This is a genomic window from Streptomyces sp. KR55 (genome assembly GCF_052245645.1).
Taxonomy (GTDB): domain Bacteria; phylum Actinomycetota; class Actinomycetes; order Streptomycetales; family Streptomycetaceae; genus Streptomyces; species Streptomyces flavusporus.
The window spans coordinates 1-24,728 of the sequence record NZ_JBQQCE010000035.1 but is presented as its reverse complement, the minus strand read 5'-3'; the positions used below and the strand labels follow the sequence as shown (position 1 = coordinate 24,728).

The 24,728-nt window shown below is 70.9% G+C and carries 18 protein-coding genes; 5 read left to right on the top strand and 13 right to left on the bottom strand.

The annotated features are described in order from the left end of the window. The first annotated feature begins 113 nt into the window (after positions 1-113). Positions 114-1,670: a YfbK domain-containing protein gene (locus ACTWQJ_RS07945; RefSeq protein WP_443305916.1), complete on the top strand. Its 1,557-nt coding sequence runs from the start codon at positions 114-116 to the stop codon at positions 1,668-1,670. Between the two features lie 100 nt (positions 1,671-1,770). Next, complete coding sequence (locus ACTWQJ_RS07940) at positions 1,771-3,696, top strand: AMP-dependent synthetase/ligase (protein ID WP_443305905.1); 1,926 nt, start codon at positions 1,771-1,773, stop codon at positions 3,694-3,696. Positions 3,697-3,721: 25 nt separating this feature from the next. Here ACTWQJ_RS07940 and menC read toward each other — a convergent pair whose 3' ends face one another. Continuing rightward, positions 3,722-4,837 carry an o-succinylbenzoate synthase gene (menC, locus tag ACTWQJ_RS07935; protein WP_443305904.1) on the bottom strand — a complete coding sequence of 372 codons (1,116 nt, stop codon included), beginning with the start codon at positions 4,835-4,837 and terminating at the stop codon, positions 3,722-3,724. After that, positions 4,834-5,712 carry a chorismate synthase gene (locus ACTWQJ_RS07930; protein WP_443305903.1) on the bottom strand — a complete coding sequence of 293 codons (879 nt, stop codon included), beginning with the start codon at positions 5,710-5,712 and terminating at the stop codon, positions 4,834-4,836. The genes menC and ACTWQJ_RS07930 overlap by 4 nt, the downstream gene beginning before the upstream one ends. 160 nt (positions 5,713-5,872) lie before the next feature. Between ACTWQJ_RS07930 and ACTWQJ_RS07925 the strand changes: the two genes are divergently transcribed. Next, positions 5,873-7,456, top strand: coding sequence for a PucR family transcriptional regulator (locus ACTWQJ_RS07925; RefSeq protein WP_443305902.1), 1,584 nt, complete (start codon positions 5,873-5,875; stop codon positions 7,454-7,456). Positions 7,457-7,483: 27 nt separating this feature from the next. Here ACTWQJ_RS07925 and dapE read toward each other — a convergent pair whose 3' ends face one another. The 4 genes from dapE to ACTWQJ_RS07905 all read right to left on the bottom strand — a co-directional run bounded on the left by dapE (position 7,484) and on the right by ACTWQJ_RS07905 (position 12,182). Next, positions 7,484-8,566 (bottom strand): succinyl-diaminopimelate desuccinylase, encoded by a 1,083-nt coding sequence (dapE, locus tag ACTWQJ_RS07920; protein ID WP_443305915.1) that lies wholly within the window; start codon positions 8,564-8,566, stop codon positions 7,484-7,486. Between the two features lie 193 nt (positions 8,567-8,759). Next, entirely contained in the window at positions 8,760-9,539 is a 780-nt protein-coding gene (locus ACTWQJ_RS07915) for an SDR family NAD(P)-dependent oxidoreductase (protein WP_443305901.1), read from the bottom strand. Positions 9,540-9,578: 39 nt separating this feature from the next. After that, a complete protein-coding gene (gene nhaA / locus ACTWQJ_RS07910; protein ID WP_443305900.1) occupies positions 9,579-11,471 on the bottom strand; it encodes a Na+/H+ antiporter NhaA in 1,893 nt (630 codons plus the stop codon). A gap of 114 nt (positions 11,472-11,585) precedes the next feature. Continuing rightward, positions 11,586-12,182: an NADPH-dependent FMN reductase gene (locus ACTWQJ_RS07905; RefSeq protein ID WP_443305899.1), complete on the bottom strand. Its 597-nt coding sequence runs from the start codon at positions 12,180-12,182 to the stop codon at positions 11,586-11,588. A 113-nt stretch (positions 12,183-12,295) separates the two neighbouring features. On the opposite strand from ACTWQJ_RS07905, the gene ACTWQJ_RS07900 reads away from it, so the two are divergent. After that, the gene (locus ACTWQJ_RS07900; RefSeq protein ID WP_443305898.1) at positions 12,296-13,132 is read left to right on the top strand and encodes a helix-turn-helix domain-containing protein; all 837 of its coding nucleotides are present in this window, start codon (positions 12,296-12,298) and stop codon (positions 13,130-13,132) included. 680 nt (positions 13,133-13,812) lie between these two features. On the opposite strand, the gene ACTWQJ_RS07895 is transcribed toward ACTWQJ_RS07900, so the two are convergent. Together ACTWQJ_RS07895 and ACTWQJ_RS07890 are read right to left on the bottom strand one after the other, a co-directional pair. Further along, entirely contained in the window at positions 13,813-14,220 is a 408-nt protein-coding gene (locus ACTWQJ_RS07895; RefSeq protein ID WP_443305897.1) for a hypothetical protein, read from the bottom strand. 273 nt (positions 14,221-14,493) lie between these two features. Then, complete coding sequence (locus ACTWQJ_RS07890) at positions 14,494-14,964, bottom strand: MarR family winged helix-turn-helix transcriptional regulator (RefSeq protein ID WP_443305914.1); 471 nt, start codon at positions 14,962-14,964, stop codon at positions 14,494-14,496. A gap of 227 nt (positions 14,965-15,191) precedes the next feature. Here ACTWQJ_RS07890 and ACTWQJ_RS07885 point away from each other — a divergent pair, with 227 nt between their 5' ends. Further along, on the top strand, positions 15,192-16,193 hold the full coding sequence (locus tag ACTWQJ_RS07885) for a helix-turn-helix domain-containing protein (RefSeq protein WP_443305896.1): 1,002 nt from the start codon (positions 15,192-15,194) through the stop codon (positions 16,191-16,193). A 75-nt stretch (positions 16,194-16,268) separates the two neighbouring features. On the opposite strand, the gene ACTWQJ_RS07880 is transcribed toward ACTWQJ_RS07885, so the two are convergent. The 5 genes from ACTWQJ_RS07880 to ACTWQJ_RS07860 all read right to left on the bottom strand — a co-directional run. Next, positions 16,269-20,039 carry a S8 family serine peptidase gene (locus ACTWQJ_RS07880; protein WP_443305895.1) on the bottom strand — a complete coding sequence of 1,257 codons (3,771 nt, stop codon included), beginning with the start codon at positions 20,037-20,039 and terminating at the stop codon, positions 16,269-16,271. 259 nt (positions 20,040-20,298) lie between these two features. Further along, on the bottom strand, positions 20,299-21,036 hold the full coding sequence (locus ACTWQJ_RS07875; protein ID WP_443305894.1) for a flavodoxin family protein: 738 nt from the start codon (positions 21,034-21,036) through the stop codon (positions 20,299-20,301). Between the two features lie 112 nt (positions 21,037-21,148). Continuing rightward, on the bottom strand, positions 21,149-22,756 hold the full coding sequence (locus ACTWQJ_RS07870; protein ID WP_443305893.1) for an IS200/IS605 family accessory protein TnpB-related protein: 1,608 nt from the start codon (positions 22,754-22,756) through the stop codon (positions 21,149-21,151). Positions 22,757-22,974: 218 nt separating this feature from the next. Then, positions 22,975-24,057, bottom strand: coding sequence for a sugar ABC transporter substrate-binding protein (locus ACTWQJ_RS07865; RefSeq protein WP_443305892.1), 1,083 nt, complete (start codon positions 24,055-24,057; stop codon positions 22,975-22,977). After that, a partial coding sequence (locus ACTWQJ_RS07860) for a SpoIIE family protein phosphatase (protein WP_443305891.1) occupies positions 24,054-24,728 on the bottom strand: 675 nt, incomplete at its 5' end. The genes ACTWQJ_RS07860 and ACTWQJ_RS07865, both read right to left, overlap by 4 nt.

Genomic DNA, 24,728 nt, shown 5'->3' with positions numbered 1-24,728 from the left:
TCGAGACGCATCTGCAACACCCTGTGTCGCACGTTCCGGTGCCCTGTGCCGTCACAGTCACAGAAGGCCACGTCAACCGACGTCGACGTCAACGGACCGAGGGGGCACGGATGATGGAGTGGTACGAGCGCCACCGGACACGGCGGCTGCGCGGCACGCTGCTCGCGCTCACGGCGGCGGGGGGCCTGCTGCTCACCGGCTGCGGCGCGAGCGACACCGGCGACAACAGTCGCGCCTCGGACGCGAGCGAGCGCAACTCCGGCTTCCCCGCGCCACTGCCCGCCCCCGACCGCAGCCAGGGGACCGGCGAGCAGCAGGACGACACCGACTCCCGCGAGGTCGCTCCCTCCCCCGACTACCTCTCCACCTTCGCCCTCGACGTGGACACCGCCTCCTACGGATACGCCCGCCGCGCCCTCGCCGAGGGCAGGCTGCCCGACCCGTCGACGGTCCGCCCCGAGGAGTTCGTCAACAGCTTCCGCCAGGACTACGAACGCCCCGACGGCGACGGCTTCACGGTCACCGTCGACGGCGCCCGCACCGACGAGGAGGACTGGTCCCTGATCCGCGTGGGCCTCGCCACGCGCAATGCCGAACAGACCGGTGAACGCCCGCCCGCCGCCCTGACCTTCGTCATCGACATCTCGGGCTCCATGGCCGAACCGGGCCGCCTCGATCTCGCCCGGGAGTCCCTGTCCGTGATGACGGACCGGCTGCGTGACGACGACTCGGTCGCGATCGTGACCTTCAGCGACGAGGCCGAGACCGTGCTCCCCATGACGCGCCTGGACGGCCACCGTGGCGAGATCCACGAGGCCATCGACAGTCTGGAGCCCACCGACTCCACCAACCTCGGCGCGGGCGTCGAGACCGGATACGCCACCGCGGTCGAGGGTCTGCGCGAGGGCGCCACCAACCGGGTTGTCCTGGTCTCCGACGCACTCGCCAACACCGGCGACACCGACCCCGACGCGATCCTGGAGCGGATCGCCACTGAACGCCGCGAGCACGGCATCACCCTCTTCGGCGTCGGCGTCGGCAGCGACTACGGCGACGCCCTGATGGAACGCCTCGCCGACAAAGGCGACGGCCACACGGTCTATGTGTCGAACACCGAGGACGCCCGGGAGGTGTTCTGCGAACAGCTCCCGCAGAACATCGAACTGACGGCCCGCGACGCCAAGGCCCAGGTCGCCTTCGACCCCGAGACGGTCGCCGAGTTCCGCCTCGTCGGCTACGACAACCGCCAGGTCGCCGACGACGACTTCCGCGACGACCGCGTCGACGGCGGCGAAGTCGGCCCCGGCCACACCGTCACCGCCCTGTACGCGGTGCGCACCGAGCCCGGCGCCGACGGCCACCTCGCCACCGCCACCGTCCGCTGGCTCGACCCCGACACGCGCTCTCCGCACGAGGAGTCCGGCGACCTGGAGGCCGGCGACCTCAACGACTCCGTATGGGGCGCCGGCCGGGGCCTCCAGGTCACGGCCACGGCCGCCTACTTCGCCGACGCCCTCCGCCGCTCCTCCGACCACCGCTACGGCTCCCTGCCCGGCGCCCCGTATCTGGACGAACTCTCAGAGCGGGCACACACGTTGGCGTACAGGACGGAGGACGAGGACGTGCGGCAGCTGGCCGACGCGATAGAGACGGCGAGCCGTATGGGGTGAACCGGACCGACCCATTGACCTTCCCTTACGCGCGAGTAAGTTGACTTTGGAGTAAGTGCGGACGACAGCACGCCATTCTCAGCCGCGACCAGGAGCCGTCATGGGCGTACGCAGTGATCTGAAGCGGGCGAAGCAGCGCACCGACCTGGCGAGCCGCGCGAGGACCGAGATCATCAGGGACGAGCGCGGGGTCGTACGCGAGGTCCGTGCGGCGTCCCTCGCGCCGAGGGCGGCGACCGGCAGCACCGCCGACATCCCGTTCACCAACGCCGCCCAGGCCCCCGACACCGTGGTCCTGCGCCGCAAGCAGCACGGGGCCTGGCAGCCCGTGACCGCGGCGGCCTTCGCCCGTGAGGTCACCGCCGTGGCCAAGGGGTTGATCGCCGCCGGTCTCGAACCGGGCGGGCGGGTCGCGGTGATGTCCCGCACCCGCTACGAGTGGACGGTTCTGGACTTCGCGATCTGGGCCGCCGGCGGCCAGACCGTCCCGGTCTACGCCACCTCCTCCGCCGAACAGGTGGAGTGGATCATCCGCGACTCGGGCACCCGCTTCGTCATCACGGAGACCGCCGAGAACGCCACGACCGTCAGGGCCGGCACGGCAGGTCACCCCCAGCCGCCACGCATCTGGCAACTGGACACGGCCGGCCTCGACGACCTCACCGCTCTCGGCCAGGACGTCCCCGACGAGGAGGTCACCAAGCGCCGTACGGCCCTGACCCCCGACACCCCCGCGACCGTCTGCTACACCTCCGGCACCACCGGCCGGCCGAAGGGCTGCGTCCTCACCCACGCCAACCTGCATGCCGAGGCCGCCAACACGGTCGAGCTGCTGCACCCCATGTTCAGGGATCTCACCGGTCAGACCGCCTCCACCCTGCTCTTCCTCCCGCTCGCCCACATCCTCGGCCGCACCCTCCAGATCGCCTGCCTGATGGCCCGCATCGAGATCGGACACTGCCCGAGCATCAAGCCCGACGACCTCCGCCCGGCGTTCAAGGAGTTCCGCCCGACCTTCCTGGTCGGCGTCCCCTACCTCTTCGAGAAGATCCACGACACCGGCCGCGCCACCGCGGAGAAGCTCGGCCGCGGCGCCTCCTTCGACCGTGCGCACCGGATCGCAGTGCGCTTCGGCGAGGCGTACCTCGACAGGTTCCTCGACAAGGGCAGGGGACCCGGCCCCGGCCTGTACGCCGCCTGGGCCCTGTACGACCTGCTGGTCTACCGCCGCGTCCGCAAGGAACTCGGCGGCCGCATGCGCTACGCCATCAGCGGCGGTTCCCCGCTCGACCGCGACCTCAACCTGTTCTTCTACGCTGCCGGAATCATCGTCTACGAGGGCTACGGCCTGACCGAGACCACCGCCGCCGCCACCATCGTCCCGCCCCTCGGACCCCGCCCCGGCACGGTGGGCCTCCCCGTCCCCGGCACCGCCGTCCGCATCGCCGACGACGGCGAGGTCCTCATCAGGGGCGGCATCGTCTTCGGCTCGTACCTCAACAACCCGGCCGCCACGGACGCCGTCCTGACCGACGGCTGGTTCGCCACCGGCGACCTCGGCGCCCTCGACGAGGACGGCTACCTCACCATCACCGGCCGCAAGAAGGACCTCATCGTCACCTCCGGCGGCAAGAACGTCTCCCCCGCCGTCCTGGAGGACCGCCTGCGCAGCCGCCCGCCCGTCGGCCAGTGCCTCGTCGTCGGCGACAACCGCCCCTTCGTCGCCGCCCTCATCACCCTCGACCCCGAGGCCGTCACCCACTGGCTCGCAGTCCGCAAACTGCCCGCCGACACCCCGATGTCCGAGATCGTCCGCGACCCGCGGATGCGCGCCGACGTCCAGAAGGCCGTCGACCACGCCAACCAGGCCGTCTCACGCGCCGAGTCGATCCGCGCCTTCACCCTGGTCGAGGGCGAGTTCACCGAGGAGAACGGGCTGCTGACTCCCTCCATGAAAGTGAAACGCCAGGCGGCGATGGCCGCGTACGCGCAGGAGATCGAGGCGCTGTACGCATCGGGGCGCTGACACCCGAGGCGGGGTGGCCGTGCGGTCACCGCCGTCCCGCGTACAACTCCCGGGTCGCCGTCGTGAACCGGGCCAGCGCGTCCGGCAGCGGGTCGATGCCGATGCCCGGGGCGGTGGGTACGGGCAGGTGGCCGTCCTGGAGGACGAACGGTTCGGTGATGTCCTCGGCGAAGTACCGGCTGGAGGCGGAGGTGTCGCCGGGGAGGGTGAAGCCCGGGAGGGCGGCGAGCGCCAGGTTGGGGGCGCGGCCGATGCCCGTCTCCAGCATTCCGCCGCACCACACCGGCACGCCGTGAGCGGCGGCCACGTCGTGGATGCGACGGGCTTCCGGATAGCCGCCGACGCGGGCCGGTTTGACGTTGACGACCCGGCAGGCGTCCATCGCGATCGCGGACGCCGCGTCGCGCGCGGAGTGGATCGACTCGTCCAGGCAGACCGGGGTGGCCAGACGCTTCTGGAGCTGGGCGTGGGCGTGGAGGTTGTTCTCCTCCAGCGGCTCCTCGATCAGCAGCAGCCCGAAGTCGTCGAGCTTACGGAGGTGTTCGGCGTCGGCGAGCGTGTAGGCGGTGTTGGCGTCGACCTGGAGCGGGAGTTGGTCGCCGAAGCGTTCGCGTACGGCGCGCACCGGCTCGACGTCCCAGCCCGGCTCGATCTTCAGCTTGATGCGGATGTAGCCCTCGGCGAGGTACCGCTCGACGTCGTCGAGCAGTTCGGGTACGGAGTTCTTGATGCCGACCGAGACCCCGGCGGGCACCCGTTCGTGGACGGAGCCGAGGAAGGTCGCGAGTGACATGCCGTAGGCGCGCAGTTCGGCGTCCAGGAGGGCAGTTTCCAGGGCGGCCTTGGCCAGTTCGTGGCCCTTGACGGAGGCCATGGCGGGGGCGACGGCCGCGGTCGTCGGCTCGGGCAGGGCGGCGACGCGCGGCAGCAGGAAGTCCCGGACGACGATCTCGGCGCCGGCGACGAACTCCGAGCAGTACAGCGGCTCCGGGTCGGCAGCGAACTCCGACCAGCCCTCGGCCTCGTCGGTCACCACGTGCAGCAGGAAGGTGTCCTTGCTGGTCATCGTCCCGAAGGAGGTGCGGAACGGGGTGACGAGCGGGATGGCGACGTGGAGCAGTTCGACGCGTTCGAGCTTCATGCCTGCTCCTCGGGGGACGGGCGGGTCAGCAGGTACCAGCCGTCGCGGGACATGGCCGTCGCGCGCAGGCCCTCTGCATACGCCTCGGTGAAGACCTCGCGCACGGCGTGCCGCCAGTCGAGCGCGAGCGCCGGATCGGCGGCGCGCAGCGCGACGATGTCCTCGGGCACGCGGCACCACAGCCTGTCCGCGTCGCGCAGGGCGAGCGGGCCGCCGTCCGGTGCCCGGCGAACGACGTCGGCGGCGGAGCGGCCGTCGGCGGGGTCGTCCGTCCGGGTGGTCGCTGTCACCAGGTCCCACACGACGGTGAGCCGGTCGCTTTCGTCACCGTTGTTCACGCCGTCGCTCATCGGCCCGTAGAAGTCGACCAGGTACTCGCTGCCGACGGCGCCCAGCTTGACCAGGTTGAAGCGGGCATTGCGACTGACCAGCGGGTCGAAGGTCCAGCGCATGGTGGTGGCGCCCCGCTCCAGCGCCCACAGCCGCTGCGCCTGCTTGACCGCGAAGCCGACGCCCCGGCCGGAGGCGGTCGCCGCCGCCACGAACGAGTACACGTCCCGCTCGGCGGGTGGCCCGAACACCGCCACCGCCGCCCCTGCGAGCCGTTCGCCCGACGGCCCGGTGGAGTACGCCGCGTGCACCGCGCCTCCGGAGTGCACCAGGCTGTGCAGCACCTCCGAGGGGTAGGGCGGGGTGGCGCGCGGTGTCTGCCACACATCGGCGAAGAAGTCGGCCACGGCATGGATACCGGCCACGTCGTGCACGGTACGGACCGTGACCCCGGCGGCACGGGCCGCGTCCTCGGCGAGGGCGCCCGCGTTCGGTGTACCGGCCGCCGCCCCGGACCCGGCGGCGGAGATCGTCACAGGTGTCATGCCTTGAGTCTCCAGGGCCACAGCCCGGCGGCCATTGTCGTCAGGCACAATGAGGTCCCGCGACCCTGTTGCGATCGGCCAAGGACCATCGTGGTCACGTCCCGTAAAAACACCAATCGTCCCCATGTGACCGTCCCCCACCGGAGAGCCCGACCCGCCCATGGACGCCTGCACCCTCGAGGAACTTCTCGACACCCTCGGCGAGCCCATGCTCCATGTGCTCACCGCCCCGGCAGGCCTCACCGCATCCGTCTCCGAGGTCCTGCTGTACGACGCCGGGGCCCCCTTCCCGCGCAGCGCACCGGGTGCCCTGCTGCTGACCGTCGGGGCTCGAGCCGGCGAGGTCGGGCCCCTGGCGCGCGATGCCGCGGCGGCCGGGATGGCCGGACTCGTCGTACGGGCCGGCGACGGGCAGCCCGACGCGGTGGCGGCGGCGAAGGCCCACGGCGTCGCGCTGCTCGCCGTCGACGAGGACGCCGCCTGGCATCACGTCCATCTGCTGCTGGCCTCCGCGATCGGCGCCCGGCCCGGCCCGGCGGGCGGCGGAGCCGCCTTCGGCGACCTGTTCGCGCTGGCCAACGCGGTGGCCGCGGCCGTGGGCGGCGCGACCGTCGTCGAGGACGCCCGCCAGCGGATCCTGGCCTACTCCACCGTCACCGGGCAGGTCGTCGACGAGGCCCGGCGGCAGGGCATTCTGGGCCGTCAGGTGCCGAGCAGCCCCCAGAACACCGAGCAGCACCGCCTCCTGTTCGCCGCCCCCGGACCCGTACGCCTCGCCGCACTCGACGGCGACGAGCTGCCGCGGCTCGCTGTCGCGATCCGCGCGGGCGGCGAGCCGCTGGGGTCGGTGTGGGTCGTCGACGACGGGCACCTCGGCCCCGATGCCGAGGACGCCCTCAGGCAGGGCGCGTCCACGGCCGCCCTGCTCCTGCTGCGGGCCCGGGCGAGCGAGGAACTGTCCCGGCATCTGACGAGCGACTTGCTGCGCCGCCTCCTCGACGGCACCGCCGATCCCGCCGGCGCCGCGCACCGCCTCGGCCTCGCCGCCGACGCCCCGGTCCGTGTCGTGGCCTTCGCCCTCGACGGCGCGGTGTCCGCGCCCGACGGGGAACAGACCGCGCTGCGGCTGCTCGACCTGGTACGGCTCCAGTGCGAGGCGCGGTACGGGCGGCACGCGTGCGTGCTGGTGGACGGGCGTGTGTACGCGCTGCTGCCGGTGACCGGTGAACACGGTGGGAAGCGGCACAAGCGGCTCGTCGAGGACATCGTGCGGCGTGCGGGTCGGGCGCTGCGGGTGCCGGTGCGGGCCGGGCTGGGCGACATCGTCCCGGACCTGGCGGTCGTGCGCGGCTCACGGGACGACGCCGACCTCGTCCTGCGGGTGCTCGGCCCGGGCGAGGACGTCGCTGCCGTGACCGAGGTACGCGCGCGTGTCACCCTGCTTCGGCTGCGTGAACTCATCAGCGAGCAGCGGGAGTTGACGGCGGGTTCCTGGCGGGAGGTCCTGGCGTACGACGCCGAGCACGGCACCGACTACGCCAGGACCCTGGTGTGCTGGCTGGACGCCGGATGCGACATGGCTCGGGCGGCGAAGCTGCTCGCCGTGCACCCCAACACCTGCCGGTACCGCCTCAGGCAGGCGCAGCAGCACCTCGGTATCGACCTGGACGACCCGGACGAGCGGTTGGTGCTGTGGCTGCAGCTGCGCACGCTCGCCGGGCTGCGGGGCGCGGACCGGGCCTGACCCGCGGCAGGCCTGTGGCCCCGCGGTTCAGCCGCTCAGCCAGGCCGCGAGCCGGGCCTCGCACTCGCGCAGCTGACCGACGGGCACGTACTCCCCGGCGGTGTGCGCGAGGGTCGGGTCACCGGGGCCGTAGTTGAGCGCGGGCGTGCCGAGCGCGGCGAAGCGGGCGACGTCGGTCCAGCCCAGCTTGGGGCGAGGGGTCGTGCCCAGGACCTCGACGAGCGAGGCGACCGGGCCCTGGCCGAGCCCCGGCAGGGCGCCCGGCACGACCTCGGTGACCTCGACCTCGTACTCGGGGAAGAGGCCGCGCAGATACGCCTCGGCCTGCCCGGCCGAACGGCTCGGTGCGAAGCGCAGGTTGACCGTGATCACGCAGGTGTCGGGGACGACGTTCTCGGCCACCCCTGCGCGGACGGCGACCGCGTTCAGCCCCTCGCGGTACTCCAGGCCGTCGATGACGATCCGCTCGGCGGTGTGGTCGTCCAGACGCTGGAGCACGGCGGCCGCTCGGTGCGCGGCGTTGACGCCCATCCAGGAACGGGCGGTGTGGGCGCGCTCGCCACGCACCGTGATGTCCGCGTTCAGGACACCCTGGCAGCCCGCCTCCACGCCCGCGTCGGACGGCTCCATGAGGATCGCGAGGTCCGCCTCGAGCAGATCGGGGCGTTCGGCGGCGATCCGGTTCAGGCCGTTGCGGTCGCCGGAGACCTCCTCGCACTCGTAGAAGACATAACTGACGTCGCGTACCGGTGCGGTGAGGGTGGCCGCGAGGCGCAGGGCGACGGCGACGCCGCCCTTCATGTCGCACGCCCCGAGCCCGTACAGCAGCTCCCCGTCCAGCCGGGAGGGCAGGTTCCCGGCGGCCGGGACGGTGTCCAGGTGGCCGGCGATCACCACCCGCTCGGCACGGCCCGATTCGGTGCGGGCCACGACGGAGTTGCCGATCCGTTCGACCGTCAGATGCGCGCACGCGCGCAGGGCGGCCTCCACGGCGTCGGCGAGGTCGGCCTCGTCGCCGCTCTCGGACGGGGTGTCCACCAGGGCACGGGTGAGATCCACCAGGTCGGCGGTCGGGTTCAGCGAGGTTGCGACGTCCCGCCGCCGCGTCAGCCTGCTCGCAGCCCCGACCTCCCCCGCGGGTATCCGCGGGCTCGTCCGTACCGTGTCCACGCGTCCACTCCTCTCACCGCTCCCCCTCCGGCCTTGATGATGCGGAATGGGAGGTGGGGAGGGGTGTGCGTGTCGGCCAAGATGGTGAGGGGGGCTTTGGCTTTCCGGCCAATGCCAGGTCGTGATCACGGTCTCAGTGCACCGAGAAGCCGCCGTCCACGAAGAGGGAGTGCCCGGTGACGTACGCCGACGCCGGGCTCGCCAGGAAGACCGCCGCGCCCGCGAAGTCCTCGGCAAGACCGTTGCGGCCGACCAGTGTGCGGGCGGCGAGGGCGGAGACCTTCTCCGGGGCGGAGGACAGCCGCTGGTTCAGGGGCGTCATGACGAAGCCCGGCACCAGGGTGTTGCAGGTCACGCCGTGCGGCGACCACGCTTCGGCCTGCGAGCGGGCCAGCGACTCCAGGCCGCCCTTCGACACGCCGTACGCCCCGCTCTGCACGCAGGCGCGGTGCGCCTGCTGCGAGGTGATGTGGATGATCCGCCCGTAGCCGCGCTCGGCCATGCCGGGGCCGAAGCGCTGCCCGAGCAGGAACGGCGCCTCCAGGTTCACCGCCATGGTGACATCCCATGTGTCGTCGCCGAGCTCGCCCATGGGGGGCCGCAGGTTGATGCCGGCGGAGTTGACGAGGATGTCCGGCTCACCGAACGGCTCGACGGCCTTCTCCGCCGCCTCCCGCACGCCCTCCCGGGTGCTCAGGTCGCCGCTCACCCACGCGGCCCGGCAGCCGTCCGCGGTCAGCTCGTCCACGGTGGCGGCGAGCTGCTCCTCCTTGCGTGCCACGACCACCACGGCCGCGCCCGCCCGGGCCAGCGCACCGGCGATGGCGCGGCCGATCCCGGAGCTGCCGCCGGTCACCACGGCGATGCGTCCGTCCAGTGAGAACAGCTCCGAGAGGTATCCCTGCGTCGTCATGCCGGGCACCCTAAGGCAGCCACCTGGTCCCCAGGCAGATCAGCGCGTTCTCTCTGCGACAACGGCAGCGTGTGCACGTGCCGCCCGTACGACCGCGGACAGGCTGGCGATGTCGTAGGCGCCGTGGTGCCTGCGTCCGTTGACGAAGAAGGTGGGAGTTCCCGCGACGCTGCTGAGTTCCGCCGATTCCGCGTCCTCAGCGACCCGCGACGCACCCGCGCGGGACCGCATGTCCCGCTCGAAGCGCGCGATGTCCAGTCCGCTGTCGGCCGCGTATCCTCGCAGGTCGCCGAACCGGAGCGCGCCCTGGTGGCTGATCAGCAGGTCGTGCATGTCCCAGAACCGGCCTTGCAGATCGGCCGCTTCGGCGGCCTCGGCGGCGAGCTGGGCGTGTACGTGGACATCGGTGAGCGGCAGGTGCCGCCACACGTAGCGCACGTCCCCGAAGTCGCTGAGCAGCTCGCGAATGACCGGTTCCGCCTGCCCGCAGTGGGGACACTCGTAGTCGCCGTACTCCACCAGAGTCACCGGGGCGTGGCGTGGCCCTCGCAGGTGGTCCCGGTCGGGGTCCACGGGCACGGCGAGATCGACGATCGTGTCCGCCTTTCCCACCAGCGCCCGTAGTTGCGTCCCTCGTGGCAACAAGCCGATGGCGCCCGTGACGAGCCTGCTGAGTACGAAGGAACAGAGCACGGCGCTCAGAATGCCGATCTTGGCATCGTCCAGGCGGGTGCCGTCGAAGGCGAGGGTCGCGATGAGCAGGGAGACCGTGAACCCGACTCCGGCCAGGGTCCCGCCCGCGACCAGGGCTCCCCAGCCGACCGGAAGCCGGATCCTGCCCCGGCCCAGCAGAGTCGTCAGTCCCGCCGCGCCCACGATGCCGATCGGTTTGCCCAGGACGTATCCGAGCAGGATGCCGAGAGTGACAGGTGAGGTGAAGGCCCGCGCGAGCTGGTCGCCGCTGATCGGGATGCCTGCGTTGGCCAGGGCGAAGAGCGGTACGACGGCATAACTCGTCCAGGGGTGGAACATGCGTTGCAGCCGGTCGTTCGGCGAGATGGCCGTGGCGATCCCCTCACGTACCAACCGCTCCAGTTCGGGGGTGGGCTGCTCGCGGAAGAGCCGGAACAGTCCGGTCGCGTGTTCCAGGTCGGAGCGCGACGCGGGGTAGGCGTACGTCAGCAGCCCCATGGCGAGTCCGATGACCACCGGGTCCACACCGGACTCGAGCAGCGCGCCCCACGCGACGAGCGCCAGCAGCGCGTACACGATGCCTCGGCGCAGTCGGAACCGCCGGAGCGCCAGGATCACGACGAAGACGCCGACCGCGAGCAGAAGCGGCGGCACAGCGATGCGATCGCTGTAGGCAACGGCGATCACGCCCAGGGCCAGGAAGTCGTCGACCACCGTGAGGGTGAGGATGAAGACCCGCAGCCCCTGCGGCATGCGGCGTCCGACCACGGCCAGCATCCCCAGGGCGAAGGCCGTGTCGGTGGACATGGCGGCGCCCCAGCCCTGCATCGTGCCGTGGCCCGCGTTGATCGCGAGGTAGAGGGCGATCGGTACGAGCATGCCGCTGACTCCCGCCGCCACCGGCAGCGCGAGCCGCTTGCGGTCGCGCAGTTCGCCCATGTCGAACTCGCGGCGCGCTTCCAGACCGACGACGAAGAAGAACAGCGCCATCAGTCCGCTGTTCACCCATTCGCGCAGTTCGAGGGAGATCCCGTACGAGCCGAGCTCCACGGACAGATGGTTCTGCCAGAACGACTCGTACCCCGCAGGCGCCACGTTGGCCCAGACCAGCGCGGCGCATGCTGCCGCCACCAGCACGGCGGCGCTGCCGGTCTCGGTCTGCAGGAAGTCGCGCAGTGGTGAGGGCGAGCCGCTGCTGCACGCGGACTGTCCCCGGTAGTCGCCGGCGGGCAAGGACATACTCGGACGCTCATTCGACGAGGGATACGGAGGGCTCGTGGAACTGGAACGAACACAAGCCTCCGTCATCCACGGTGTCACATCCGGGAGGCGACTACTCCATCGTCGCCGCGCTCACGCTGGGTAGGGAGCGGCGTTGCGGGCCGCGCGGAGCGCGGCCGCCCACCAGTGCAACTGGTCGAGCATCGTCTTGGCGTAGCCGGGGACCTCAGGGTCGAGGGGACGGCCGTCCTGCCACGCGGTGAAGTAGTTCGGGAAGGCGAGATGATCGCGAATCGTCACCGCGTGCAATTCGGTCAGCACGTTCTCCAGGTGCAGCACCGCGTGCCGGCCGCCTGCTGCACCGCCGTAGCTGACGAAGGCGACGGGCTTGGCGGTCCACTGGGTGAAGTGCCAGTCGATGGCCGCCTTCAACGACGCGGGATAGCTGTGGTTGTACTCCGGCGTGACCACGATGAACGCATCAGCGCCCTCGAGAGCCGACGTCAGTGCCGCCATCCCGGCCGGACGGGGGTAACCGTCGCCGGCGTACTTCGGCGATGCCGCAGGCAGCGCCAAGGGGATGTCGATCTCGGCCAGATCGACGACATCCACATCGAAACCGCCGTGCATGCCGGCCTGTTCGGCGACCCACGAGGCCACAACCGGTCCGAACCGTCCTTCCCGGACGCTTCCGACGATGATCACCAGCTTGGGCTTGTTCTTCTCCATGGCCACCACGATCGGGCCGCGCCGTGGCGCCAACCAGACCGTGCTCAGGCTGGCCCCCGCAGGGCCAGCCTGAGCAGTCCTCGATCAGCGGGCAGCACCTTTATGCTCCAGGCATGGGTACGCCGTTGGGGGACTTCATCCGGGCCAAGCGCGACAGCATCCAGCCGGAATCGCTGGGACTGCCCGTTCACGGCCGCCGTCGCTCACCGGGTCTACGACGCTCGGATCTCGCCGCGCGGGCCGGCATCAGCGTCGAATACCTGACCCGCCTGGAACAGGGCCGTGACCGCAATCCCTCGATCGCGGTGGTGAACGCCCTTGCCGATGCACTCAGCCTCGACTCCTCGGAGCGCAACCACCTGCGCTACCTCTCGAAGATCACCGGCGGCGAATGTTCCGCTCACACCCGGTCGGCACCACCGCCCCGCGACGTCCGCCCGTCGGTCCTGGAGACACTCCGCCTCCTCGAACCCGGGATCGCCATGGTGACCAACCGGCTGGGCGACGTCCTCGCCCACACCAGCGGCTACGAGTCGGTGACGAGCGGAACCGGACTGCTCGACTCCGAGACCCCGAACCTCACCCGCTACGTCTTCACCGACCCCCGCGCCCGGACGTTCTTCGCCGACTGGGACGACGTCGCGGACGAGCAGGCCTTCGACCTGTGGTTTGCACCATCGGTCGAGAACTCCGAGTGGTTCACCTCGGAACTCGCCCCCGTCGCCGGCCCCGACTTCACGAGCCGCCTGAACCGTCACGAGGTTCCGCGACGTGGAGCTCTCCGCCTCAACCACCCGTCCGGGTGCGAACTCCAACTGCTCCGCGAGACGCTCGAACTCTCCTCGGACGCCCAACAGCTGGTCGTCTTCCTCCCCGCAGACGACAGAACGGCCCAGGCAGTCGACCGACTCCGCGGCCGGCCCCACGGCCGGCTCCGGGCCATCTCGTAACCCGCCCTGGGGAGGCCGGACAGGTCGTTGTTCGGCGCGGAGTATCTCGAGTCCGGTCAACCGGAAGTGCCGGCCGAGGCAGCCCGTCGCCGATGGGGGGCGGCATCCGTCTGTGTATCGCTCGGTCACCCACATGACCGATGGATGCCGCCCCACGGCGGGACGCGAGTTGCCTCCCCAGGCGCCTCACGTCCGCTGGTTCGCCGCCAGTGCCGTCCCTTGCCCGGCGGCGTCCTGCAACCTGGCCGCTCATGCTCAGGCCGCAGGCGTTTGCGGGTGCAGCGACTCCCGGCCCAGAGGGCTCGCAGGAGCCGCCGCCCAGAATGCGGGCCGCAGGTCAGTGCCCGCCGCGGCCGGCCGTGACCCGAAACGGGCCAGTCATCGTCTTGTCAGCGCTGCACTGGCCTCGGTGCGGCGATGGCGGCCTGGCCCGGGCAGGTCCAGGGCGGGGCGATGCTCGACTGCGGGCTGTCCACGATGTCGGCCGGAACCAAGTCCGCTGGTCGGCCAGAGGCGCCGAAACACAGTGATGAGCGGGGCGGTTTGCTGCATGGTGCTCTCCGGGTGGGGCGTTGGCACGGAGTGCCGGATGGTGCGGTCACGAGGGTGGAGCGTCTGAGCCGATGTGAGTCCGGCGCGATCGAGCCCCGGGCCGAGTCGGATGGGCCCGGCCGGCTCGCTCAGCTGCCGGAACGGCTCGAGGCGGCGTAGCTGTACCAGAGCTGGTCGAAGTACCAGCGGTCGAAGCCGTATGCGCGCTCGCGCGCCGGGGTGAGGACGATCCATCGTCCGTCCACCCGCTGGTAGACGTGGCGGCCGTCGTAGCGCAGTTGGCGTCCGTCGTCACTGGAGCGCCAGTACAGGTAATCCCGGTGATCCCGCTCGCTGCGCCAGTCAGGACGCCCGTCCGTGCGCGGCCGATCGCGGTCACTGTGGTCGGTCGCGACGCGGGCGACGGCACCGGTGTGGCTGTGCCGGTCGGCGGGGAGGGTGGATGCCGCGGCGGGGTTCCCGACGGCGATGAGTGCGCTGCCGGCGACCGTGAGAGTGGCGGCTGCGGTCGCGAGTCGGTGCGTGAACTGCTTCATGGTGGTGCCTCCTTGCGGCGCCCGCTGGTCGAACGGACGTGAATGGTTCGACGCGATGCGCCGTGCGACGGTGGCCGCTTTACGACTGATCGCCGTCATGCGTTGACACTAGCAAATCATTGAAGGTCATCAACGATTGTGGAGGTGTGACCGTCGACTCATTCGCATGATGGGGGTGCGGTGGGTGCGCCAAACACAAACACCCCAGGAACCGCACTGGTTCCTGGGGTGTGTGATCGGCGCCGACCTCGCCGTCTCGCGCTGGTCGGTGGATCAGCGCTCGGTGCAGGCGATGTCGCCCCAGGAGGTCCTGACCCGGCTCAGAAGGTCCCGCAGTGTTCCGAGCTCCTCGGCGGTGAGATCCGCGAACAGCTCCCGCTCCACCTTCTCGATGGCTTCCTGGGCCTTGGCCAGGACGCGGCTGCCTTCTTCGGTGATCGCGACGATGTGACGGCGCCGGTCGGCCGGGTCGCGACGGCGTTCGACGAACTGCGTGGACTCCAGGTCATTGAGGATGCCGCACAGAACACTCGGGTCCACCTCGAGAGCCCCTGCGACGCCCTGCTGGCTCATGTTGCCCGACCTGCCGAGCAGGATCAGCGTCGCACCCTGGCGGGGCGTCAGTCCGCACAGCGCAAAGGCGTGCTCCATCCGGCTGCTGGCGATGGCGCCGTGCCGGGCCAGCAAGAAGCCGAGCCGGTCGAGGGGGTCGGTTTCCAGGGTGTCGGCCAGTTCCGCGTTCATGATCACACAGCCATCGTATCAAAGCGGCAACGGTCACACGCCGTGAAGAATTGATGAGTCTAAATGATTGGGCACCATCGACGGAAACCAGTGGTCGACCTTCCGTACGGCCTCGGCGTAGAGTCCGTCGTTGCCGCTGAAGTGGTGCGACAGCAGTTCGTTCGCCACTCCACGGAACGGGCGATCTCCTCGATGGTGACTTCGGCAAGGGGCTGGGGAGGAAGTACATGCTGGAGGCGGTGGGGCTGTCGGTCGCCGAGACGGATGTGTACCGTGCGCTCGTCGTGGCCGTCACGGCGTCGGCGGGAGAGGTGTCCACGACGACGGGTCTCGACACCCGGACCGCCGAGCGGTTGCTCGTCGCCCTGGAGGAGAAGGGGCTGGCCCGCGGGGTGGAGGGGGCCTCGGGGCGGTTCGCCGCCAACCCGCCCGACGTGGCTCTGCTGCCGCGGCTCGAACGCCGCGCCGACGAGCTCGGCAAGGCCCGCTCGGCCGTGTCCGAACTGATGGAGACCTACCGGCGCAACGCCTGGATCCGCGACGCAGGTGAGGTGGTGGAGTTCGTCACCGGGGCCGGGGCGTTGCGCCAGCGGCTGCGGCAGGTTCAGGACAGCGCCCGGGAAGAGATGCTGTGGTTCTGCAGGGCGCAGTACGTCGCCATGCCGTCCGGCACGAACCAGGCCGAGTTCGACGCCCTGGCGCGCGGCGTCGGCTACCGGGTCCTCTACGAGCAGGCCTTCTTCGACGACACCGGCGGAATGGAGAACATCGTCAGGGCGGTGCGGGCCGGCGAGACCGCGCGTGCGGTGCCGGCGTTGCCGCTGCGGATGGCGATCGCCGACCGGTGCCTGGCCATCTGCCCGTTGGCACCGGCCGGCCCGGCGGGTGACCCGCGTGAGGTGACGGCGGTCGTCGTGCGGGGCAGCAGTCTGCTGGAAGCACTGGTCGCGCTGTTCGAGCGGTACTGGGAGATCGGGGCTCCGCTGCGGGTGACTCCAGAGGGCCGGATCGGCGCTCACGTGCTGGAATCCGATGCCGACTCGCTGACGGCCGACGACCAGCGCCTGCTCTCCCTGATGGTCGCGGGCCTCACGGACGAGTCGATCGCCGGGCAGATGGGCGTCAGCAGACGCACCGTCCAGCGCCGCATCCAGCACCTGATGACCATCGCCGGTGTCGCGACCCGCATGCAGCTCGGCTGGCAGGCCGCGCGCCGCAACTGGGTCTGAGCCGGGAAGAGTTCGGAGAACAGCGGTGCGGCCGACGATCTTCGCCGGCCACACCGCCGCTGAGCGGTGGGCGCTTCAGCCCCGCTGCAGGTAGGCCCGTGTCACGGTCTGCCGCACGCTGTTGCCGGCGGCGTCCCGGGCGGTGACCCGCAGCGTCACGTACGCGTCGCCGCGCACCCCGGACGGCCGTGTGACGGTCGCCTCGAAGGCGCCTGCCCCTCTGCCACGCAGCGAGGCCCGGCTCCAGGACTTGCCGTCGTCGTACGACGCCTCGACCTGCATCACCACGCCCTTCGGTGCGGCCAGCCCGTCCTGGGCGCGGACCGCCAGCCGAACGGCATGCGTACGGCCGGACCTGACCTCGTTGCGTTCGTCCACCGGAACGTCGTAGTCGAGCTGGAGCAGCGGGAGCAGCTTCGCCTCGCCGCCGGCCGCGGACCGGAACGACCAGGACGTCTGGGTCGCGGTGCCGTAGACCCACTCGTCCGACGCCCGGCTGGTCGACAGGTCCAGCCGGTAGTCGGCCGCCCCGGCGGGCACCTCGAAGTCCGTCCAGGCGCTGCCCGCCTCGGCGATCTTCTTGCCGTCGCGGAGCAGGACCGCCCTTGCCGTGTCGCCCTGCTGGGAGGCGCCGGCGCCCATGTCGATGCCGCCACCGTCGCCCGAGCTCTCGAGCTTGCGTGACCAGTGCCCGGACGTCGAGTCGGTGAACTCCGGTATGCGCAGGGCGAGGACGTTCCCGTCACGGACGGAGGCAAGACCGGCGCCGCGCGGCACCGACGGACGCACGACCGATCCGTTCCAGGTCTCCCGCAGCTGCTCACCGGCACGGTAGATGCGCGGGGCGCTGCGCATCCCGACCGTCAGTTCGCGGTCCTGGCTGACGGTCTCGTGGTGCACCTTGTGCTCCCAGGCGGTGTCCCCCGCCGAGACGTACTCGGTGCGCTCGAAGCCGGTCGGGACGTGCCGGGAGTACTGCAGCCACGCGAAGTCCTGGTAGGGACGGCGGGCGAACCGCTGCTCGGAGGCCCACGGCGTACCGCCGTTGTCGGCGTACGTCGTGCGGATGACGGCGCTGTTGTCCTCCGTGACGGTGTGCACCACCTTGCTGGGGATGCGCTGCGAGGAGACCTGCATGACGTCGTACAGGTACGGACTGCGGGCGGTACCCGTGAAGTGCACCTGTGTCCTGCGGTCCTTGATGCGGGCCAGCAACTCGGCGCCCGCGTCGGCGCCGATCCTGACGGTGGGCAGCGCCCAGCGGTCGCCGTGGGGCTCCCAACGGGTCCACGGCTGGTTGCTGAAGTGGACGAGGGCCACGGCCGCGACCCCGGCCTCGGCGGCCTGCCTCAGTACATCCGGCTCGTAGATGTTGTCGCGGTTGGTCAGGACGGCGAGCTTGCCGCGGGCGCGGTCGAAGCGGGGCGCGCCGACGTCGCCCGCGTCGACGGCGGTGAGGCGGAGTCCCCGCTCGTCGAAGAGGGGCGAGGACGGCATGTAGTAGGCCCGCAGGTCTGCGTCCGAACCGGGCACGCGTGCCTGGAGCATGGGCGCGACGAGCTGCCAGCGTGAGGCGAACTCGAAGGTGCCGTCGGTCACTTCGGCCGTGGGACTGACCACGATCCGGTCGACGCTGTCGAAGTACATGACGCCCTGCGTCAGGGCGCTGCCGTCGATCTCACGGTGCGTCTGGTAGCTGATGATGTTTCGCTGCTCTGCCGGACGGGGGGTACGTATCTCCACCTTCGTGGTCTTGCGAGGGTCCAGCGTGACCGTCATGTCCTTGGTCACCTTCACCTCGGGCAGGATCACCTGGCGCAGCTCCGAGCCGTCCGAGGCGATGGACGGCAGGTCGACCTGGTAGGTGCCCTCCTCGACCTCGGCGATGGCCCGCTCCCGGTCGACGTACCCGACGAACCCGTCGGTCCCCCAGATCGTTGCCAGCACCGGGACGCGCTTGCCCTCATCGTCGAAGGTGTTCACCGTCAGCCGGTGCACAGGGCCCTTCACCACCATGCTCAGCGTGGTGTGGACTTTCACCTTGCCGTCGGAGGAAGTGGCGGTCGCGTAGCCGTAGTAGGCGCCTCGCATGACGCGGGAGGGGTCCACCGTCAGGGGCACCTCGACAGTCGTCCCGGCCGCCACCCGCAGTGACTCGCTGCCGGGGCGCACCGCACCCTCGGCGACCTCACGGCCCGCGGTGGTGGCCAGCCGGACGTCGAGCGTGAGCGTGAGGTCCTCGCCGGAGTGGTTGGTGTAGCGGACCTTCGTCGAGCGGGTGCTGCCGTCACCGGTCTCGTACGTGCCGAGGGCGACGGTTCCGGTGGCGGTCAGCGGTCCCAGCACGGCGGCGGCGACGTCGACGCGGCCACCGCCCTGTTCGGTGACCTTCTGGCCGACGACCGTGCGGGAGGTGCTCACCAGCGCGTCCTTCAGCCGCTCCGGGCCCCAGTCCGGGTGCCGCTGGGCGAGGAGGGCCGCGACGCCCGCGACATGCGGGGCGGCCATCGACGTACCGGACGCCGCGACGTGGTGCGCGTCGACCGGGTGGCCCATCGTCGTGCCGGCCGCGCGTGCCGCCACGATCCCGACTCCGGGCGCGGTCACATCGGGCTTGACGGCCTTGTCCCCGGCGCGCGGGCCCCGGCTGGAGAACGAGGCGAGGGAGTCGGCGCGGTCGACCGCGCCGACGGTGAGGGCCGCGTCCGCGGCGCCGGGCGAACCGACGGTGCTCTGCCCCTGCTCACCGGCGTTGCCGGCGGCCACCACGAAGAGCGCACCGGTGCTCTCGGTCAGCGCGTTCAGGGCCAGGCTCATCGGGTCCTGGCCGTCGCTGGCGCCCTCCGAGCCCAGGCTCATGTTGACCACCTCGGCGCCCTGGGCAGCCGCCCACTCCATACCGGCGACGACCTGGGACTCGGTGCCGTAGCCGTTGTCGCCGAGGACCTTGCCGATCAGCAGGTCGGCGTCCGGTGCCACGCCCTTGCGCGTGCCGCCGGACGCGGCGCCGCCGCCGGCGACGATCGAGGCCACGTGGGTGCCGTGGCCGAAGGCATCACCGGTGCCGGAACTGCCAGAGAAGTCCTCGGCCTTGGCGATCCGGCCGGCCAGGTCGGGATGGGACGCGTCGGCGCCGGTGTCCAGGACCGCGACCTTGACGGACTCGCCCCGCAGCCCGGCCTCCCATGCGGCGGAGGTACCGATCTGGGCGGTGCTCCGGTCCAGGGAGGGGCGGACACGGCTGTCCAGCCACACCTTGGGCGTGCCCTGGGCACGGGCCCCGTCCCCCGAACCGCCGGAAGCCAGCTGCTTCCAGAACGTGCCGAGGTCGTTCTCGGCGACCCGGAGCGACAGCGCTCCGATGCTGTCGAGCCGGTGCGCGGGTGCGCTGTCGTCGGCGAGGCGGGTGAGGCGGCTCATGGTGCCGTCCGCCACGCCCTTGCCCTGTTCCACGATCAGCGGCAGCGCGTCGGTGTGCGCCTCGTCGTACTGCTGGGAGACGAGCGCGGTCACATCGAACAGCTCGCGGTCCAGCCGTCCCGTGGCGACCAGGTCCGAGGCGTCCGACGGAATGACCGACAGATGCCCGTCCTGCTCGATGGTGCGGAACAGCACTCCCCGTCGCCCGGTGCCGGGCTCGACGGAGGCTGTGCTCCTGCCCGTGACACCCGTGGTGACCGTGACCCGGTCACCGGTGATCAGCCGCACGGTCGCGGTCTTCCCCATGGCGGCGGCCCCGGACGGCGCCGCATCCGCGGTGCCGGTCGTTGCCGATACCGGTGGCACGGCGCCGGCGCTCAGCACGAGCCCCACAGCCGTCGCCACCAGAAGGCGGGTTCTTTTCATTCGGTCCAAGCCTTCCACTCAGCGCGAAAAGGTGTTCACGCGCTGGACAGAATCCGGTGAGTGAGGAAGGCCTGTCACTCAATTCCCGTGGCAGGTATGGGCCCTGTCCCAATGGCGACACGGGCGGCAGGTGGAACCGAGCCTCGGCGTGCGGAGGTTGGCCGTGTTGCCGTACACCCGGACGTCGTGCCGGACAACACCGCTGTTGTTGCGGGAGCGGTCGTAGAAGGCTGTCTCGCAGCGGAGGTTGCGGCAACGCCTACCGGTGCTCGGGGTTTTCGTAGTCGCGGCGGCAGCCGGCATCCCAGGCGGTGCGCTGGTTGCCGTAGGCGGGGATGCCGCCGAGGTCCTTCAGTGCCCGGGCCAGGTGCAGCAGGTTCCAGGTCATGAAGGTGGTGTTGCGATTGGTGAAGTCGTTCTGCGGGCCGCCCGAGCCGGGGTCCAGATAGGAGGGGCCGGGCCCGGCCTCGCCGATCCAGCCGGCGTCCGCCTGGGGAGGGATCGTGTAGCCCAGGTGCTGCATGCTGTAGAGGACGTTCATGGCGCAGTGCTTGACGCCGTCCTCGTTCCCGGTGATCAGGCAGCCGCCGACACGTCCGTAATAGGCGTACTGGCCCCTGTCGTTGAGCAGGCTGGAACAGGCGTAGAGGCGCTCGATCACCTTCTTCATCACCGAGCTGTTGTCACCCAGCCAGATGGGGCCGGCCAGCACGAGGATGTCCGCCGCCATGACCTGCTCGTACAGCTGCGGCCACGCATCGCTCTGCCAGCCGTGCTCCGTCATGTCGGGCCAGACTCCGGTGGCGATGTCGTGATCGACGGCTCTCAGGACGTCGACCCGCACGCCCTGTGCGTCCATGATGGCGGTGCTGCGGTCGATCAGTCCCTGGGTGTTGCTCGGCTCGGGTGACCGCTTGAGGGTGCAGTTGATCACCAGGGCACGCAGGTCGTCATAGCGGGCCGGCGGTGCGTCTGTGGCGGGTGACGAAGCGGTCACCTGGTCCTCCCATGAAGCCCCTACCACCGTGCCGTTCACAGCGGCGCATCGGCGTCCATCCTGCGGGCGGGCCACGACCGCCGCCACAGCAGCGCCTCCGAACGAACCGTTCCTAAAGACTGAGTATGAGTTGCACAGGCTCAGCCGCGTGCCCCGAACGGTGTTGGGCACACTGGTCCCCCGCTTTCGCTCCGCATCCGGGCGGCACGCATCGTGTGCGTGGTCCGGGGATGCGGGGGCGGGTTCCCTCACGCCCCGGGGCACCCGGTCCGGCCTGGGCGGTCCGATGCCCACGACGATCGCTCTGGTCGTCGTGGGGCGGTGCCGTCCGTCGCCGGATCGGGTGTCCGAGGGCGCGTCGTCCGATGGCGATGCTTGCCGCCTCGTGACGTGTGGTATTCCTGTTCTTGCTGGTCAGGGGCTTCTGCCAGTGCTGGGCGCCCCACCTGCTGGTGTAGGCCGGGTCGACGGCGATGAGGGGGACGCCGAGTTCGGCGGCCATCGCCGCCAGCCGGGAGCGCAGCTTCGCCACGGGCATACCGGAGATCAGCTTGCGGAACCGCTTGCGCCGTCCGTGCTTCTCGCGGGTCTTCTCCGCGCCGAAGTCCAGGTCCTCGATGGCGATGGCGAGGCCGTGGCGCCTGGCGAAGTGCAGCAGGCGGATGAGGGCGTGGCGGACCTGGGCGTCGCGGTGGGAGGCGGTGCCGGACAGGTCGTAGCCGAACCGCAGCGGCGCGCCGATGGGGTTGCCGTGCTGGTCGAGGCGCCAGGCGGCGAGGTGGTCGGCGTTGGTGTCGACCCCGATCATCCCGTGCGCGCGGGCCGCCGAGAGGGGCACGGCCAGGGCCGGGGGGATGGTCCAGGAGGCGGTGAGGTACCAGCGCCCGCGCACCGGGTCTTCGTGGATGCGGTAGGCCACGGCCCGGTTGGTGGCGACGCGGTCGGCCCATTGCTCGCCCCGGTGCGCGAACGCCACCCGCGCGGCGAGGACGTACCGGCCGTGCGGGGCGTTCGCCAGATACGCCAGCGGGGCGGGGAGCTTGATGCTCACCTCACCGTCGGGGGTCACACGGATGGTCTCGTTGCCGTACCGCTTCCCCGATTCCCCGTCGGCCTGCACAAACCGGCGCCCGGCCTGCCAGCGGGCACGCCACGCGGCCTCGCTGAGACCGGCCGCCCGAAGGTGATGGCGCGTGGTCAGCAGCTGTTTCCCGCCGCGCACCACGTGCACGATACCGGCCTGCCAGTCGGCCTGTACCGCTTCGAGCCGGTCCTGAAGGACGCGCAGGCGGCGCGACTTGGCATGCCACTCCCGCCGGTAGCCGCCCGGCGCGTGCCCGCCGCCCTTCTCCCCCACCGGCAGGGAGAGCCGGTGGGCGACCGTGCGCACCCCCGCCTCCAGACTCTGCACATGTGCGAGCTGGGCCCGCCGGGCCAGACCCCACTGGTCGTGCGTGGCCTTCGTGATCGACCCCGCCCACCGCGAGGAGGACTGCCCGGTCAACACCCTCTTCCGCTCCGCCCACGCATCGCCGTCGTGATCCAGCCCGGCCGTGCAGCGTGCCTTCAGATCGCGGGAGGCGAGCGAGCCGAGGTGGTCGCCGACCAAGCGGAGCACCTGCTCGTCGTCGGCGGTCAGGTGCTTGAGCCGGTCACGGACCGCCACCCCGGACGGGCCGGGCACCACGAACGGCGCCGCCACCTCCCGCAGCACCCCCACCCCTATCACCCTCCCTGCCAGGAACAACGCAGTCCGCCACCCCGCCCAACGACCAACACCCGAAAAGGTCACGCATTCGACAGGCGAACCAGCGTTCCCTGAAGGGAGTCTCCCGCCACCGGGTACTCACTCAAGCACGCCAGAACACACTCGTACACCGTCGTACGACAGCAGTGCACAACCCCCGCCGATGGAGTGGTCGGCTTCCCGTTGCTGATCTACGGGGCGAGTCCGGCCCTCTCGCAGGCGGGCCGGAGTTCGCGAGTGCAGATCTGGTCGATGGTGTACACGCCGTCCTTGACGAGTGTCTGCTTGATGTTGCCGACCGTGACGGCGCTCGGGGTGAGCAGGACGGACGGAATGTGCTTCTTGGTCGGGCTGTCGGTCGTCGTCGTGGCGACTTCGCGAAGTTCCTCACCGCGCCCCAGGGCGACGGCCATGGCGGCGGCTGCGGCGGCTTCCGCCCTGAAGGGCTTGTACACCGTCATGTACTGCTCGCCCTTGACGATGCGTTGCACGGCGTCGAGGTCAGCGTCCTGACCGGTGACGGGAGGAAGGTCCCTGACACCGGCCTTCTTGAGAGCGGCGATGGCGCCTGCGGCTATCGCGTCGTTGGCCGCCAGGACGCCGCCGATCCGGTCCGGGCCCAGAGCCGCGATGGCTGCGGCCATGTTGGCGTGGGCGTTCTCGGTGCTCCAGTCCACCGTGTCGTACGACCTGCCGATCTTGACGGTGCCCTTGAGTACGGACAGTGCGCCCCTCCTGAACCACGCCGCATTGGGGCTGGTCGGATCACCGTTCATCATGACGACGGTCCTGCCGTCCGCCCTGTCGCCCATGGCCGTCAGGAGCGCCTCGCCCTGGAGCCTGCCGACCTGTGCACCGTCGAAACTGACATAGCCCGAGATCGGGCCCTCGGCGAGCCGGTCGTAGGCGATGACCGGGACGCCCGCCTCGTGTGCCTCCTGGATCGAGGAGCGGAGCGCTCTGGTGTCGGCGGCATCGAGGATCATGACCCTGACCCCCTTGGTGATCATGGACATCATCTGTTGCCGCTGCCTTGTCGCGTCGCTCTCGGCGTTGGCGTACTCCATGGCGCAGCGGGGACACAGCTGCTTCACCCGCTGCTCGATCAGCGGCTTGTCGGAGTGCTCCCAGCGGGGGACCGCTCGGCTCGGGAGCAGCAGGCCGACGCTGAAACTGTCCGTGCCCGCCTCACCTCGTCCTCCGCAGGCGGCCAGGGGCATCGTGATGAGTCCCGCGACGAGCGCCGCGACGGCACTCCGCATACGGGTGATCATGGCGGACCCCCTAGTTCCGTCCGGAGGTCCGGGTCCGAGGGGGCCGGCGCCCTCCGGGGCACGGCGATCTCGCTCCACACCTGCTTGCCGCCGGCCACCGGCACCGAGCCGAAGGACTCCGACATCGCTTCGACCAGCAGCAGGCCTCGGCCACCGGTCGCCTCCCAGTCCACGATCACCGGCTTGGCGGGCGCACGCGGCGAGGCATCGCTGACGCTGACGCGCACCCGGTCCCCGCGGAGCATCAGGTTGAGGTGGACCGGGCCCGCGGTGTGCACCAGGGCGTTGGTGACGAGTTCGGACACGACCAGCAGCACCGCATCGGCTCCTTCCCGGATCTTCCACCGACGCAGCGTGCGCGAGGTGAAACGGCGGGCGTGCATCACGGCATCGGGCAGCCGCCACACCGCCCAGCCGGCCCGTATCGGCCGGGTCTTCATGCCGTCGTAGCGCAGCAGCAACAGCGCCACGTCGTCCTCACGGCGGCCGATGTCGCCGAGGAGTTCGTCGGCCATCCTCCCCGGGTCCGCGGGATCGGCCGCGGCGAGCGCGGTGCGCGTCCGATGCAGGCCCTCGTCCAGGGGCAGATCGGCGGCCTCGACCAGGCCGTCGGTGACCAGGGCGAGCACCGTGCCGGGATCCAGTGCGCATGCGGTCATGGGGTACTCCGC